This window comes from Mameliella sp. MMSF_3455 (assembly GCF_030733205.1).
Lineage (GTDB): Bacteria > Pseudomonadota > Alphaproteobacteria > Rhodobacterales > Rhodobacteraceae > Antarctobacter.
Map to the genome: position 1 here is coordinate 15491 of NZ_JASHJL010000039.1, position 14804 is coordinate 30294.

The 14804-nt window shown below is 64.8% G+C and carries 13 protein-coding genes; 2 read left to right on the forward strand and 11 right to left on the reverse strand.

Annotated features, from left to right (window positions below):
- Nucleotides 1-13 precede the first annotated feature (13 nt).
- The 7 genes from RBB42_RS21750 to RBB42_RS21780 all read right to left on the reverse strand — a co-directional run bounded on the left by RBB42_RS21750 (nucleotide 14) and on the right by RBB42_RS21780 (nucleotide 6144).
- Complete coding sequence (locus RBB42_RS21750; RefSeq protein ID WP_305971640.1) at nucleotides 14-703, reverse strand: hypothetical protein; 690 nt, start codon at nucleotides 701-703, stop codon at nucleotides 14-16.
- The gene (locus tag RBB42_RS21755; protein ID WP_305971639.1) at nucleotides 700-1185 is read right to left on the reverse strand and encodes an OmpA family protein; all 486 of its coding nucleotides are present in this window, start codon (nucleotides 1183-1185) and stop codon (nucleotides 700-702) included. The genes RBB42_RS21750 and RBB42_RS21755 overlap by 4 nt, the downstream gene beginning before the upstream one ends.
- Nucleotides 1186-1511: 326 nt before the next feature.
- Nucleotides 1512-2558 carry an L-idonate 5-dehydrogenase gene (locus RBB42_RS21760; protein WP_305971638.1) on the reverse strand — a complete coding sequence of 349 codons (1047 nt, stop codon included), beginning with the start codon at nucleotides 2556-2558 and terminating at the stop codon, nucleotides 1512-1514.
- Nucleotides 2559-2569: 11 nt separating this feature from the next.
- Entirely contained in the window at nucleotides 2570-3847 is a 1278-nt protein-coding gene (locus RBB42_RS21765) for a TRAP transporter large permease (protein ID WP_305971637.1), read from the reverse strand.
- 3 nt (nucleotides 3848-3850) lie between these two features.
- Entirely contained in the window at nucleotides 3851-4354 is a 504-nt protein-coding gene (locus RBB42_RS21770; protein WP_305971636.1) for a TRAP transporter small permease, read from the reverse strand.
- A gap of 75 nt (nucleotides 4355-4429) precedes the next feature.
- Nucleotides 4430-5401, reverse strand: coding sequence for a TRAP transporter substrate-binding protein (locus tag RBB42_RS21775; protein WP_371931812.1), 972 nt, complete (start codon nucleotides 5399-5401; stop codon nucleotides 4430-4432).
- Nucleotides 5398-6144: a GntR family transcriptional regulator gene (locus RBB42_RS21780; RefSeq protein WP_305971635.1), complete on the reverse strand. Its 747-nt coding sequence runs from the start codon at nucleotides 6142-6144 to the stop codon at nucleotides 5398-5400. Before RBB42_RS21780 ends, RBB42_RS21775 begins: the two co-directional genes overlap by 4 nt.
- A gap of 100 nt (nucleotides 6145-6244) precedes the next feature.
- Here RBB42_RS21780 and uxuA point away from each other — a divergent pair, with 100 nt between their 5' ends.
- Nucleotides 6245-7453, forward strand: a complete 1209-nt coding sequence (gene uxuA, locus RBB42_RS21785; RefSeq protein WP_305971634.1) for a mannonate dehydratase — start codon at nucleotides 6245-6247, stop codon at nucleotides 7451-7453.
- Entirely contained in the window at nucleotides 7450-8916 is a 1467-nt protein-coding gene (locus tag RBB42_RS21790; protein ID WP_305971633.1) for a mannitol dehydrogenase family protein, read from the forward strand. Before uxuA ends, RBB42_RS21790 begins: the two co-directional genes overlap by 4 nt.
- Nucleotides 8917-8970: 54 nt before the next feature.
- Here RBB42_RS21790 and RBB42_RS21795 read toward each other — a convergent pair whose 3' ends face one another.
- The 4 genes from RBB42_RS21795 to RBB42_RS21810 form a co-directional block, all read right to left on the reverse strand.
- Nucleotides 8971-10326, reverse strand: a complete 1356-nt coding sequence (locus RBB42_RS21795; protein ID WP_305971632.1) for a TRAP transporter large permease — start codon at nucleotides 10324-10326, stop codon at nucleotides 8971-8973.
- 3 nt (nucleotides 10327-10329) lie between these two features.
- On the reverse strand, nucleotides 10330-11643 hold the full coding sequence (locus tag RBB42_RS21800; protein ID WP_305971631.1) for a TRAP transporter small permease subunit: 1314 nt from the start codon (nucleotides 11641-11643) through the stop codon (nucleotides 10330-10332).
- An 86-nt stretch (nucleotides 11644-11729) separates the two neighbouring features.
- Nucleotides 11730-12830 carry a TRAP transporter substrate-binding protein DctP gene (dctP, locus tag RBB42_RS21805; protein ID WP_305971630.1) on the reverse strand — a complete coding sequence of 367 codons (1101 nt, stop codon included), beginning with the start codon at nucleotides 12828-12830 and terminating at the stop codon, nucleotides 11730-11732.
- Between the two features lie 223 nt (nucleotides 12831-13053).
- Entirely contained in the window at nucleotides 13054-14688 is a 1635-nt protein-coding gene (locus RBB42_RS21810; RefSeq protein ID WP_305971629.1) for a tetratricopeptide repeat protein, read from the reverse strand.
- Nucleotides 14689-14804 lie beyond the last annotated feature (116 nt).

Below are 14804 nucleotides of genomic sequence, written 5' to 3' on the forward strand. Positions count from 1 at the left end.
AAATCAGCGCCGCTCAGCGGCGCAGCAGGGTCTCTGCGGTCGAAGAGGCGACTTCGACCTTCTCAAGCAAAGATGTGATCGCCCGCGCCTCCAGCCCGTCCAGCGCGTCGTGCAGGCTCTGGATGCTGGTGCGCAGGTGCGCACGGCTGGTCTCGACATCCTTGCCATCACCGCCGGTGCGGGCGCGCAGGGCACCGTGGGTCTCGATCGCCTCGACCACCAGATCGGACCGTGCCAGCACCGCCTGTACCCGCGGCAGTTCGCCGGGTGCATAGAACAGGCTGCGCGCCAGGGCATCGAACCTGTCTGCCGTCCGGGTAAGCAGCGCGGCGATGTCCGCTTGTGTTCCGGGCACGATGCGACGGATGCGGCGGGCACGGTCATGGGTTTCGATCACGGTGGCCAGCGCCGTGGCATGGCGTCCGGACCGGGCGCCGTGCAATTGGCTGAAGGCATGGGACAGCAACGCCGCCTCGGAATGCAGCATCCGAGCGGGCAACAGCATCAGCGCCCCCAGCGACAGCGCCAGCCCCAGAACCAGGGCCATGACGACATGGGCGCCAGGAAACCACAGCGGCAGGCGCACGAAAGCCAGGTAGGCCAGTCCGGCCACAAGCACCGTCACCAGAACCAGCATCATTGGCAGGACCGGCGTACGCGCCGACAGGCTGCCCGCACGGAGAACACGGTCGTGCATGGTCATGGTCGCACCTGCCAGGACAGAGTCACCCGCGCGAGGCTGGACTGGTAGGCGCGATCGCCCGTCCCGTCCTCTCGTGGCAACGGATCACCCCCGCCGACGCCGCCGGTCCAATCGATACGACGTGGCGGGAAACCAGCGTCCAGCGCCACCTGCCGCGCGGTCTCGGCCCGCTCCTCGGAGAGTTTCAGGTTGGCGGCCTCGTCGCCCTGGGTGCCGCTGTGACCGGTGATCCGTATGACAATGCGGTCATCGGCGGCCAGCTGCGAAAACCTAGCTTTGAGGCGCGCCTCTTCGCCGGCGGCAAAGCCCGTTCCCCGGCTAAACACGAAATCCTCGCTGGCGGGTTTCAGCGCCGCGCCGGCGATTCCCAGCGCCGCGGCGCCGCCCAATGCCGCGGCAACCAGGACCGCACCGATGATCGCACGGCGAGGCAGACCCGGGCCAGAGCGGGACGACGGGCTGGCGGCATTCTGTGACGTCACGGGGCTGGCTCCATGCAATGACTTTATCAAACATGGGTAGCATAGCCGCGATTCGACGCGGAAACAGGTCTTGATAACCCCCGCTCTGACAGGTGTCTTGTGACGTGCAGATGCCTATTTTTTCATCAGGTTTCGGTGTCTATTGCCATCTCAGGCCAGTCGCGCAGGGGGAACGCAAGACCCGCCACCATCCCGCCCGCGGCCCGCCCCCTGGACTTTGCTCCGGATCGCGCCCCGGTGCCGAGGCACTGTCGCGCGGTCAAGCCCGCCCCCTGTCAGCAGGGCACGGGCCAGATCGAACCGGTCATCACGGCGAAATCACTGCATCACGCAGGCTCGAATGTCAGGTGCACCTTGACTGATTTCGTCCGGTCGCCGGCGACCGCAAAGGCCTGTGCTGCCTCTTCCAGCGGAAAGCGCGCGGTGATGATCGGGCCCACGTCGATGCTGCCAGATGTGATGGCCTCGACAGCCTGAGCGAACTCCTCGTGAAAGCGATGGGTGCCTTGAACGCGGATTTCCTTGGCGACCAATGCATTGATCGGCATAGGCGTGTCGCCAACGACGCCGACCTGCACCAGCGCACCGCGCGGGCGCAGGGTCGCGATGGCCGAGCGGATCGCAGGCGCGGCCGCGGAGCATTCGAAAACGATGTGAAAATGCCCCTTGTCGGCGGCATAGGCCTCCATCGCATCGGGGTCCCTGGCGACGTTGATCGTACGGGTCGCGCCCATTGCGCGGGCGACCTCCAGCGTGGCGTCCTGAAGATCGGTGACAACGATCTCCGCTGCGCCCTCGCGCGCCGCGATGGCCACGCAAAGCGCGCCGATGGGACCAGCGCCGGTGACCAGTACCCGCTTGCCTGCGATGTCTCCGGCCATGTGCGCGGCATGCAGGCAGACCGCCAGGGGTTCGGCACAGGCCACAGCACCCAGGTCAGCCCCCTCCGGCAAGGGGATGCATTGGGTGGCATCCACCACGATCCGGTCGCGGAACAAGCCCTGTTCATGCGGCAGACGGATGGCCGATCCGTTGAACCGCATATTCAGGCAATGCATGGGCAGGCCCTCGGCACAGTACGCGCACTCTCCGCAGGGGCGGCTGGGGTTCAGCGCCACCGGATCTCCCGGCGACAGATGCGACACCCCCTCGCCCACTGCCATCACCCTGCCCGAGGCCTCGTGGCCCAGGATGATCGGTTCGCGGACGCGGATGGTGCCGATTCCACCGTCGGACAGGTAGTGCATGTCCGAACCGCAGATCCCGCCTGCGGCGACGGCGACAAGCACCTCTCCCGCCCCCGGCGCGGCGACCTCCTCGGTTTCGATGCGCAGGTCATTGGCGCCGTAAAGACGGCAGACTCGGGTTTGCATGTCGGTCCTCCTCAGTTGGTCAGGACGGATGGCAGCCAGGTGGCCAGCGGCGGAAAGAACGAAACCGCCAGCAGCACGAGGATGTTGGTCAGAAGAAACGGCAGGATCGCGCGCACGACCGGTGCCAGAGGCAGCCGGGCAATATTGGCGCAGACGAACAGGCAGACCCCCACCGGAGGCGTGGTCAGGCCGATCATCAGGTTCAGCACCGCGAAGGTCGCGAAATGCAGCGGGTCGATGCCCACCGCGTTCGACAGCGACAAAAGCGGCACGAACAGGATGATCAACGCGGCGATGGTTTCCATGAACATGCCGACGAACAGCAGCAGGATGTTGATCAGCAGGATCACCAGGATCCTGTTCTCGGTCACCGACAGGACGGAATCGGCGATGGCCTGCGGGATGCGTTCCGACACCAGGATCCAGCCAAAGACATTGGCAAACCCCACCAGCGCCAGGATGCCCGCCGCGGACACCGCGCTGTCGGCGATGATGCCAGGCACCTTTCGCAGCGGCAGTTCACGATAGATGAAAGCGCCGACGATGAAGGCATAGACAGAGGCCACCACGGCGGTTTCGGTGGGCGTGGCGTAGCCCGACAGCAGCCCGTAGATGATCAGGAAGGTCATGGCGATGGCCCAGATCGCCCCGCCGAAACTGCGCGCGACCTCTCCCCAGCCTTGCCAGGGCTGGTGGGGATAGCCCCGCCGGACGGAGATGACGTAGCAGGTCACCATCATCGCAACGCCCATCAAGATGCCGGGAATAGCGCCCGCGAGGAACATCTTGCCGACCGAAATCCCCGACAGCGCGCCGACGATGATCATCGGAACAGAGGGCGGGATGATCGGCCCCACGGTCGAGGAGGCCGCGGTCACGGCGGCCGAGAAATCGGCCGGATAGCCCGCCTTCTTCATGCCCGGGATCAGAACGCCGCCAAGGCTGGCGGCATCGGCCACGGCGGTCCCCGTGATGCCACCAAACAGCATGGAGGCCGAGATATTCGTCAGGCCCAGCCCGCCCTTGATCCAGCCGACGATGGCGTTGGCAAAACGGATGATCCGCTGGGTGATCCCCCCCTGATTCATCAGGTTGCCTGCAAGGATGAATCCAGGAATCGACAGCAGGACAAAGACATCCATCCCCGCGTACATCTTTTGCGGCATGACGACCGGGGGCATCCCGGAAAACAGAAGGTAGGCCAGCGACGACAGGCCAAGGGTGATCGCGACGGGAATGCCCAGTGCAAGACCGGCCACGAAGACAGAGAAGAGGATAGCAACGTCCACGGATCACTCCTCCTCGGGACGGTGAGGTTTGCCGTCTTCGGTGCCGGACAGCATCCCGATGACACGAAGCACGGCAAAGACGGCCAGCCCGACCAGCATCAGCCAGACGGTGAAATGGACAAAATCCATGCGGATACCCAGCGCGGGAGAGGTCTGCATCTTGCCGATGGAGACATAGCGCCAGGCGTGCGACAGCAGGAAGATGGCCAGCCCGGCGGTGGCCACTGCTGCCAACAGGCGCAGCATCCACGGCAGCGGCGCGGGCAGCGCCTCGCTGATGACATCCACGTTCACCAGGTCGCCCGACCGCATCGCGGCCCCGGCGCCAAAGGCCACCATGTAAAGCAGCGCGTAGCGGGTCAGTTCCTCGGTCCAGACCGGCGAGGTGCCCGCCAGCCGCCCGATGACCTGGACCAGCACGGCCCCCATCAGCACCGCAAAGCCCAGCCCCGCCCCTATGCGGGCAAGCAGGACAACGGCCCGGATAAAGCGATCGACGTGTTTCACCGTATACCCCCTGTCAATCAGGCCGGCGCCACGCACCCGCGGCACCGGCCAGGTTTTCATGCGAACGCGCGGGTCTTACTGCGCGAACAGCTCTTCGACGATCGGCTTGATCTCGTCGTTGACGTTGGCCAGGACGGCATCCTTGGCCGCGGCCTGGAAGGCTGCCGCATCGACGTCGACAAAGGTCATGCCTTGCGACTCGAGGAAGGCGCGGTCATCTGCCAGGCTCTTCTCGAACAGCTCACGCTCGTAGGCCTGCGCACGCTTTGCCGCTTCCATGACGGCATCCTTGTCGGCATCCGACAGCTTGGCCCAGGTGGATTCCGCGATGGTCAGGTAGATCCATGACCGGACGTGGTCGGTCAGGTTGACGTGGCTCTGGACCTCGTAGAACGACGCCGAACGGATCAGGGCCAGCGGGTTTTCCTGCGCCTCGATGGTGCCGTTCTGGAGCGAGGTGAAGACCTCGGAGAAGGCCATCGGGCCGGGGTTGGCGCCCAGCGCCTTCCAGACGTCCACGAAGAGCGGCACGTTCGGAACGCGCATCTTGAGGCCGTCTAGGTCAGCGGGCGTGGTGATCGGCCGGTTCGAGGTCAGGTCGCGCGCGCCGCGGGCAAAATAGGCGATCGGGCGGATCTGCACCTTGTCGACGATCTGCGCCTTGATGTCGTCACCCACAGGGCCGGCGGCAAAGGCATCCATGTCCTCGATGGTCTGGAAGGCATAGGGAACTGCCAGCAGCGCGGCCATCGGCGCCCAGTTCTGCAGGCTTTCGCCGGTGATCGTCATGTCGACCGTGCCCAGCTGCATGCCGTTGATCAGGTCGATTTCCTTGCCCAGCGACTCGTTCGGGAACACCTCGACGGCGATGCGACCGTCGGTCAGCGCCGACAGTTCCTCGCCGAACTTGACGCTGGCCTTGTGCCACGAGTTGTCCTCGTTCGCGAGGTGGCCCAGCTTGAGCGTCATTTCCTGCGCCGCGACCGGGGCTGCGACCATGGCCGCCACGGCTGCGGCGATTGCGGTCATCCTGAAACCAAAAGTCATCCCTGTTCTCCTCCTTGGATGGGTGCGTTCACCGGTTGCGGCAAGTCGCCGTCCGGCAGTTCGAAATAGGCGGCATTGGCCGCCACGATCTGCGGCAGGTCGCTGAGAACCTCGCGCAGGTGATACCGGACCGCCGAGTTGGCGCCGGTGACGTCGCCCTGCTCGATCTGGTCCACGATGTCGTGATGCTGCGCGATCAGCTTGCGCAGCGGGAAATGACCCAGCGACAGGAAGCGGACCCGGTCCATCTGCGCCTTCAGCCCCTCGATCTGTTTCCAGGCGCCGCGCTTTCCGGCCGCTTCGGCCAGGGTGCGGTGAAACAGCTCGTCGAGATCGATGAAATCATTGGGGTCGCCGCCTTCGGCCTCTTCCTGCCTGGCCAGTTGCGCGCGCAGCTCGGCAATGACCGCAGGGTCGGGCGAGCGCGCAAGGATCTTGGCGATATCGGCTTCGATCGCCTCACGCAGGAACCGCGCGTCCAGCACCGCGGAATAGCCGATACGGCTGACGATGGTGCCGCGCTGCGGCAGGACGGCCAGCAACCCCAGGTCGGCGAGGCGGATAAAGGCCTCGCGGACGGGCTGACGACTGACGTCATAGGTGCGGGCGACCTCGGACTCGGACAGCCTGTCGCCGGGCTTCAGGTCGTTGTGGATGATCCGCTCGCGCAGAATCCGCAAGACCTGCCGCGAAATCGGCAATGTCGGATCAAGTTCCCAGGTTCCGCTGCCCTCGGCATTCATGATTCGCTGTCCTCCCGGGTGCTGACTACCATACTTCCATACTAGCCAGCAATCATGAAGGATGATAGAGAGCCGCAATACTTCAACGCGGGAGGACATCATGAAGCAGACCTGGCGCTGGTTTGGTCCCAAGGACCTTGTGACAACCGATGACGTGGCGCAGGCCGGGGCCGAAGGCATCGTATCGGCCCTGCACCACGTCCCCACCGGCACCGTCTGGAGCCGCGACGAGATCGCAAGACGACAGGCAGAGATCGCGCGCCTTTCCGATGGCAGCCCCTCGGGGCTGGACTGGGCCGTGGTGGAAAGCCTGCCGGTGTCCGAGGACATCAAGAAACAGCAGGGCGACTGGCGGCAGCACATCGCCAACTACAAGGAAAGCCTGCACAATCTGGCGGCCTCGGGGATCGAGGTGATCTGCTACAACTTCATGCCGGTGCTGGACTGGACCCGCACCGACCTGGCCTGGCGCCTGCCCAGCGGCGCCACCTGCATGCGGTTCGACCTGACCGATTTCGCGGCCTTCGACCTGCATATCCTGGCGCGTGACAACGCCAAGGAAGACTATGACGCCGAGCTGCAAGAGGCCGCCGCGCGCCGCTTTGCCGGGATGTCCGACGAGGCAAAGGAGGCGCTGGCCGGAAACGTCGTCTACGGTCTGCCCGGGGCGGCAGAGCGATTCTCGCTCGAGGACGTGCGCGCGCACCTGGCCGAATACGCCGCCATGAGCGAAGCCACCCTGCGCAACCACCTGGTCGACTTCCTCTCCGAGGTCGCACCAGTCGCACAAGAACTGGGGCTGCGGCTGTGCTGCCACCCGGACGACCCGCCTTTCCCGCTGTTGGGCCTGCCGCGCATCATGTCGACAGAACCGCAGTACCGCGCGGTGATGGAAGCGGTCGACCTGCCCGCCAACGGCATCACGCTGTGCTCCGGCTCGCTCGGGGCGCGCCCCGACAACGACCTGCCGGGCATGATGGAGCGGCTGGGCGACCGGGTGCACTTCCTGCACCTGCGCAACGTCAAACGCGAGACGCCGGACCTGCGTGGGTCCTTCCACGAGGCAGAGCACCTGGGCGGTGACACCGACATGGTGGCCCTTGTCGAGGCCGCCCTGAAGGAAGAGGCCCGCCGCAAGGCCGAGGGACGTGCCGACTGGTCCATCCCCTTCCGCCCCGACCACGGGCAGGACATCCTCGATGACCTAGGTCGCAAGGCACAGCCGGGCTATCCGTCGATCGGGCGCCTCAAGGGGCTGGCGGAACTGCGCGGCATCATCGCCGCGCTGTCGCCCCGGGTGGTGGCATGACCCGTCTCGGCACGCTTGACCAACTGGCACAGGGGGTCCGTCGGCCCGACTATGACCCGGCCGCCCACGGGCCCGGCATCGTCCACATCGGACTGGGCGCCTTTCACAAGGCGCATCAGGCGCTCTATACCGATGACGCCCTCGCGTCGGCGGGTGGCGACTGGCGCATCACCGGCGTCAGCCTGCGCAGCCTGGAACCGGCCGCGGAACTGAAACCGCAGAACGGGCTGTACACCCTCATCGAACGTGGCGTCGAAGGCAGTACGGCGCGGATCATCGGCGCCATCGACCGCGCGCTGAGCCTGTCCACCGACCGGCGCGCGGTGCTGGACGCGCTGTGCGATCCGGCCACGCGCATCGTTTCGCTGACCGTCACCGAAAAGGGCTATGGCATCGACCGGGCCACGGGCGGAATTGACCGCAGCCACCCGGCAATTGCCGCGGACCTCGCAGATCCGGATGATCCGCAGGGTGTCGCCGGCCTTCTGGTCTGGGCATTGGCGCAACGGCGGCAGGCCGGCGCGCCGCCCTTTACAGTGCTCTGCTGTGACAACCTTCCGGAAAACGGCACGCTCGTCCGGTCGCTGCTGGTTGATTTCGCCCGAGAAACTGCGCCGGATCTGGCCAATCACATAGCCAACGATGTCGCCTTCCCCTCGACGATGGTTGACCGCATCACCCCGGCCCGCACCGAGGCGACGCTGGCTTTGGCCCGCGAGATGACAGGGGTGGAGGATCGCGGCGCCATCGAATGCGAGAGCTTTCGCCAATGGGTGATCGAGGATCGCTTTCCCTATGGCCGCCCGGCGTGGGAGGCCGGCGGCGCGGTTTTTGTCGAGGATGTCCGTCCCTTCGAGAACATGAAGCTGAGGATGCTGAACGGCGCCCATTCCATGCTGGCTTATGCCGGTTTCTTGGCCGGTCACAGGTACGTCCGCGACGTGATGGGCGATCCCGCGCTGGCGGCTCTGATTCGGCGGCACCTGGCCGCCGCATCTGCCACCCTGCCGCCCCTGCCCGGCGTGGACCTGACTGTTTACGCCAAGGACCTGGCCGCGCGGTTCGCCAACCCGCACCTCGGGCATGAAACCTACCAGATCGCCATGGACGGGACCGAGAAGATGCCGCAGCGCATCTTTGCCGCCGCCTGCGACGCGACGGACCGCAAGCAGGGACTGGCCCCCTTCGCCTTCGCCACCGCTGCCTGGATGCGTTACACGCTGGGCCGCGACGAAGCGGGCAAGACCTATGACCTGCGCGACCCCAGGTCCGCCCTGCTGACCCCGCCGCCCGATGTTCCGGTCACGCCCGAGGGCCTCCACGACCGCTTGACTGCGATCCCCGACCTGATCCCCGCGCGCCTGACGGAGGCGCCCGGATGGCGCGATGCGGTGATCGCGCGGCTGGCTGTCATGCTGGATCAGGGAATGCGCCCGGCCATCGAGGCCGAAGCGTCGCGCTGACCGCCAAACGCGAAACGGCCCCGCCTTTCGGGCGGGGCCGTTGTCTTCAGGGCATCAGCCGTAGACCAGCCTTGGCAGCCAGGTGATGATCTCTGGCACCGTCATGCACAGCACCAGCCCGACGATCTGCAGGAACAGGAACGGCAGCGCCGACTTGAAGATGTCGGTCATCGGGATGTGATCCGGGGCCACCCCACGCAGGTAGAACAGCGCGTAACCGAAAGGCGGCGACAGGAACGACATCTGCATGTTCACCAGGTAGAGCACGCCGAACCACAGCACCAGGTCCTCGGGGCTGTCGAGGCCAAAGGCGGCCGCGCCGAGCGCCTTGATGATCGGGACGAAGATCGGCACGCAGAGCAGCAGGATGCCGACCCAGTCCAGGAACATCCCCAGGATCACCAGCAACACCTGCATCAGGATCAGGATGCCCCAAGGGCCCAGCCCCGTAGCCGCCAGCGCGTCCTGCACGAACTGTTGCCCGCCTTCCAGCACGTAGAGCCCGACAAAGATCGTCGCGCCGAACATGATCCAGATGACCATCGCGCTGGCCTTGAGCGTCGTGGTGCAGGCCTCGCGCACCGTTGGCCAGTCCAGCTTGCGGTGGATGGCGGCGACGATGAAGGCGCCGAAAGTGCCGATGCCCGCCGCCTCGACCGGGGTCGCCACGCCGGAAAAGATGATGCCCAGCACCACCACGACCAGCGTGATCGGCGCTGCCATCTTGCCGACGAGGCGCAGTTTCTCGGCGTTGGATACCCGCTCTTCGACCGGAATTGCCGGACCCAGCGCCGGATTGATATAGCACCGCAGTGTGACGTAGAGGATGTACATCCCCGACAGCAGCAGGCCCGGGATGACCGCGCCGATGAACAGCTCACCCACCGATTGTTCGGCGACCACCGCATAGATGATGGCCAGGATCGATGGCGGGATCAGGATACCCAGCGTGCCGCCGGCCATGATCGAGCCCATCGCGATCTTGGGGTCGTACTGGCGCTTCAGCATGGCCGGCAGGGCGATGATGCCCATCGTCACAACCGCCGCGCCGATCACGCCGACCATCGCCGCAAGGATCGTCGAGGCGATGATCGTGGCCGAGGCCAGCCCCCCCTTCACCCCGCCGAGGACCTTGTAGATCACGTCGAACATGTCGTTGATGATCCCTGCCCTCTCCAGCATCGCCGCCATGAAGATGAACAGGGGGATCGCCGAAAGCTGATAGTTGGTCATCAGCGGGAAGATCCGGCTGGGCACGATGTTCAGCGCCCGCGCGTCACCCAGGACAAAGAGGAAGACACAGGCCAGCCCCCCGGTGACGAAGGCCAGTGGCAGACCTGCCATGAGCAGCGCCAGAAGGCTGCCGAACATGATGAGCGTCAGCCACTCGATTCCGATTTCGATACCCATGCCTCAGTTCCCCCGCGCGATTTCACGGATGTCTTTCGAGACTTTCGAGATGCCCTGCAGCACCAGCAAAAGCCCACCCATCACCATGACCCATTTCATCGGCCATAGCGGCACTTCCCACTCGTTGAAGCTGATCTCGCCCCAGCGGATGTTCGGATCGGCCCATTGATCCAGACCAAAGCCGCCGACCATCTCGCCAAAGGAGATCTGTCCGCGCGCCCAGTCCGAGACCACCGCATTGCCGGAGGGCACCGCGATCGCGTCCATCGCAAAGATCCAGGACGTCACCAGCAGCGTGCCGGCGAAGATGAAGAAGAAGATCGAGGTCAGAAGATCGACCCAGGCCTTTTTCGGCTTGGTCAGCGGGGCATAAAAGATGTCGACCCGCACATGGCTTTCGGTCAGCATCGCGTAGGCACCCGCGATCAGGTATTGCATCCCGAACATCAGGTACATCGCCTCGTGCGCCCAGTTGGTCGGTGACCCGAAGACATAGCGCGCGATCACCTCGTAATAGTAGACGAAGACCGCGATCACCGCCCAGTAGGCGACGAACTCGCCGCAGAACAGCGACAGCCGGTCGATCCAGTTCTGCGCATAATCGCTGTCGTGCCTGGGCCCTTCCTCGGCCTCGGCGGCCATCAGCGCCTTTTCGGCTTCCGACATTTCCTCGTGCGGTGGCAGGGCCTCGTTCGCGCGCCGCACCAGCATGGGCATCAACACGAAATCCAGCGCCAGCAGGGCCAGGATGAGATACAGTCCGTACCCCGCCGCGCTATCCCAGAAGGCGCGGGTTTCGGCGGCCTCATCGCGCAGGGGGGTGATATCCTCTTGCGTCGCGCGGGCATCGGTCAGGCGCTCCTCGCCCTTGGACACCGTGTCCTGTGCCCTCTGCAGGCGGCGCTCGGCACTACGCTTGGCAAAGCTGCCTTCCTCCGCCTCGTCAAAGGCGTCCTGAAGGTCCGCCATTCCGGCCCGCGCCTCTTCGACACGGCTTTCTTCGCGGTCCAGCACCCGCTGCGCCACGCGCAACTGGTTCTCGTAGTCCGACAGGACCGAGCGTGCATCCTGCGTCTGCCCGTTCGCAAAGAGGATGAACAGGAAAATCGGGATATAGACCAGTCCCAGCAGGTTCTTGAGGTAGAAGCGATGCAGGCCAATGATTCCGCCGGTGACGCCGATCATGTAGGCCAGCGGCAAGGTATAGCGTTTCTCGGCCCTCTGGGGGCGTCGCGACAGGATCATCGCGATGATGGGAAAGACGATCAGCCCCACCCAGTAGAGCCAATGTGGAAGCGTGAAGCTGAGACCGGGCATTGACGGTCCTCATGGTTTGGCATGACAAGGAAAGCGCCCGGCACACGTCTGGCGCCGGGCGGAAACGATCTTTGCGGTCGAACCGATCAGAGCTTGAGTTCAAGCCCCTGGGTCAGCGCCGGGTCCACATAACCCAACGAGCCGGACATCATGTAGTCCAGCTGGATCTTGAAGACGCGCGCAGCCTGCGGATCGCGGTTCGCGTAGTCGAACCAGACCGGAACGGCGACCTCGGTCATCAATTCCACGTCGTCCTGCGTCAGGCGCGTGACCTCGGTGCCGTCGGCCTCGAACTTGGCCCATGCGTCCTGGTCGGCCTTCTGGATCGCGGCATGGTGCATGTCGGAATAGACATGCGTTTCCATTTCGACGAACTGCTTCATCTGCGGGCTAAGCGCGTCCCAGGCAGCCTGACCCACGGTGATGTCCATGATGTCGACCGGCTGGTACAGCGACATGAAACCCGGAGGGCCCATGACGATGTAATCCGTCACCTGGCTGAAACCGAGCGCGTAGTTGACCGCCGGCCCAACGTAGTCGGCCACGTCGATCGTGCCCTTTTCCAGCGCCGGGAAGATTTCCGAACCGGGCAGAACCGTGGTTTCGGCACCGATCTGGGTAAAGATCTCGGCCACCATGCCGCCGGGCAGACGCATCTTGCGGCCCGCGAAGTCGTCGATCGAGCGGATCGGCACCTTGGAGTGGATGATGTTCGGGCCGTGGTGGACGGGCCCCACGAAATGCATGCCCTGCGCGGCGTAAAGCTCGCGCGCGATGTCGATACCGCCGAGCCCGTAGTAAAAGACATCGAATTCATGCGGGTTGCGCAGGCCCAGAGGGATCGAGGTCAGGAACGTGGCCGCCGGAATGATGCCCTGCGCGTAGATCGTAAAGGGGTTCACCGCGTCCAGAACGCCGTTCTTGACCGCGTCGTACAGCTGAAAGTCCCCCACGACGTCATTTGCGCCAAAGGGCTGGAACGCCAGTTCGCCGCCGGTCTTTTCCTCGATGGTTGCGCACCAGTCCTTGAAAATCTGCAGGCCGGCGCCGCCGGGCCAGCTGGTCTGGATCTTCCAGGTGGTGGTCTGACCCTGCGCCGTTGCGAGATGCGGGGCCGCAAGAGTTGCCGCGCCGGCACCAGCCAAGGTGCGCAGCGCTGCGCGCCGCGTTGAGATATTTCGTGTCATCTTCGTCCTCCCATTTATCCAGGCGCCCGATCATGACGGAACCGGGCTCCCTAGGGGCAACTCTAAGTCCGCCCCATGAAATTGGTAATATTTTCTTTCCGAAACCGCAAAGAAATCTTCGACACATTCTGAATATCATAGGTATAGCTGCACCCCGGCAAGGGCTGCCCCACAACGGGCGGCGAAAAAATTCTAAAAATACCAACGGGTTAATCCTGGCCTGTCAGGCCACCCGAGACCGGCAAAGACAGCTTGCCCGGATCGGCACATCTGCCCGGGCGAGGGCGACGTCGAGCGCCGCCCTGACATGAGCACGCTCCACCGTCTCGCCGCGCCGGGCCAGGCATTCGTCCAAGCCATGCAGCGCCCAGACGTTGCGTGGATGCTGGCTTGGACGCGGCAAGGCACCGTCAAGACCAAGATCGGCCCGATAAACCGCCTCGGCCTCGGCGTAGTGTCCGGCATCCATCAGCAAGGCGCCCAACGCGTGCCGCGTGGGCTGCGGCCAGGACCAGGGCTCTTCGTATTGCAGCCCGTCATCCAGTGCGACCGCCTCGCGCAAGCGGGCCAGACCCTCCTCGTACCGTCCAGCCTTGTAGGCGACCTCGCCCAGCATCATCTGCTCGGCCACTGCCAGAACGTCGCGCGCGGTGTTGTTGAACAACATCCGCTCCTCCGGGACCAAGGCATAGGCATCGGCAAAGGCCTCTGTTGCGGCCGCCGCCGCGTCGTGCCGCCCCAGGTTGGCCAGCGCGACAGCCCGGGCGTAGAGGATCAAGGCATTGGTCGTCGTATAAAGTTCGGTGTCCTCGGGCAATTCCAGGTCCAGCACATGGGACCACATGCCGAAGCGGATGTAGACATGCGGCAGGGCCGCTACGAATGTCTCGAACAGGTCGGGATAGACCCGCACCACCTCGTCCGGCACCTCGGCGCGCAAGCGTGTGGCCGCGTCCAGGGCCGCCGCCTTCTGTCCCAGGAACATCGCCCCGTAGAGTGCAAAATGCAAATTGTGGATGCGGTAGAGCGCGTAGAAATTCGCGGCCCCCGACCGCCTCTTGAAGGTCTCGTCGACCCTTGCCGCGGCCAGGTTGCGCGACAGCACGTTCTGGTAATCGCCGCACAGCACGTCGATGTGCGTCGCCATATGCACCAGGTGCCCCGCGTCCGGCACCAACCCCGTCAGGCGGTCACCGTGGGGCAGCGCCCGTTCCGGATGCGGCGACATTTCCATCAGGTGGATATACATGTGCAGCAGCCCGGGATGGTCCCAGGCACCCGGCACCTGGTCAAAGGCCCTCTCCAGCACCGCCATCGCTTCGGTGGTCGATGCCTCCGGGTTTGGCTCACCGCGATGATGGTCCCAAAGCTGCCAGGGGGTACGGTTCATCATCGCTTCGGCATGCACAAAGATGACATCCAGATCGTCGGGAAACTGCGCATAGACCGGCTGCATCGCGGCGGAAAACTCGTCGTTGAACGGCTGGTAATCCTCGATGCCCGGGTCCTGCGGATAGCGCGCGGCCAACGCCTCCAGCAGGGCTCGCTCGACCGGCGTCGCCCCTTCCACCGCCAGCCCGGCGGCCAGTGCCGCATGGGCGCGGGCCAGGGCCGGCGCCTTTTCCTCGGGGGTAAAAACCTCCCACGGCTTGTTGTAATTCGGCCCTATGGCATAGGCGATGCCCCAATGGGCCAGCGCACACGCCGGGTCGGCCTCCAGCGCCCTTTCAAAGCAAAGAGTCGCCTCTTCGTGGTTGTAGGCAAACAGCCAGACCAGTCCCCGGTCCAGCCAAAGCTGCGCCTCTGGAACGGTCACGACCGGACGGCCATAGGTTCCGAGATCATAGTAATCCGACATGGCCCCTCCTGCTGCCGGATCATCATAACAGGATTCCCAGAAACCGGGACAAAGACGCGCCCCGACAGCCGCGGCGAAAAAATGAATTTTTTTCGGGATATCCACCAAGGACGCGG

Excerpts from the sequence above, each read along its gene's own strand:
- RBB42_RS21750 (WP_305971640.1), bottom strand. The coding sequence starts at position 703 with ATGACCATGCACGACCGTGTTCTCCGTGCGGGCAGCCTGTCGGCGCGT.
- RBB42_RS21760 (WP_305971638.1), bottom strand. The coding sequence starts at position 2,558 with ATGCAAACCCGAGTCTGCCGTCTTTACGGCGCCAATGACCTGCGCATC.
- RBB42_RS21775 (WP_371931812.1), bottom strand. The coding sequence starts at position 5,401 with ATGACTTTTGGTTTCAGGATGACCGCAATCGCCGCAGCCGTGGCGGCC.
- RBB42_RS21780 (WP_305971635.1), bottom strand. The coding sequence starts at position 6,144 with ATGAATGCCGAGGGCAGCGGAACCTGGGAACTTGATCCGACATTGCCG.
- uxuA (WP_305971634.1), top strand. The coding sequence starts at position 6,245 with ATGAAGCAGACCTGGCGCTGGTTTGGTCCCAAGGACCTTGTGACAACC.
- RBB42_RS21790 (WP_305971633.1), top strand. The coding sequence starts at position 7,450 with ATGACCCGTCTCGGCACGCTTGACCAACTGGCACAGGGGGTCCGTCGG.
- RBB42_RS21795 (WP_305971632.1), bottom strand. The coding sequence starts at position 10,326 with ATGGGTATCGAAATCGGAATCGAGTGGCTGACGCTCATCATGTTCGGC.
- RBB42_RS21800 (WP_305971631.1), bottom strand. The coding sequence starts at position 11,643 with ATGCCCGGTCTCAGCTTCACGCTTCCACATTGGCTCTACTGGGTGGGG.
- dctP (WP_305971630.1), bottom strand. The coding sequence starts at position 12,830 with ATGACACGAAATATCTCAACGCGGCGCGCAGCGCTGCGCACCTTGGCT.
- RBB42_RS21810 (WP_305971629.1), bottom strand. The coding sequence starts at position 14,688 with ATGTCGGATTACTATGATCTCGGAACCTATGGCCGTCCGGTCGTGACC.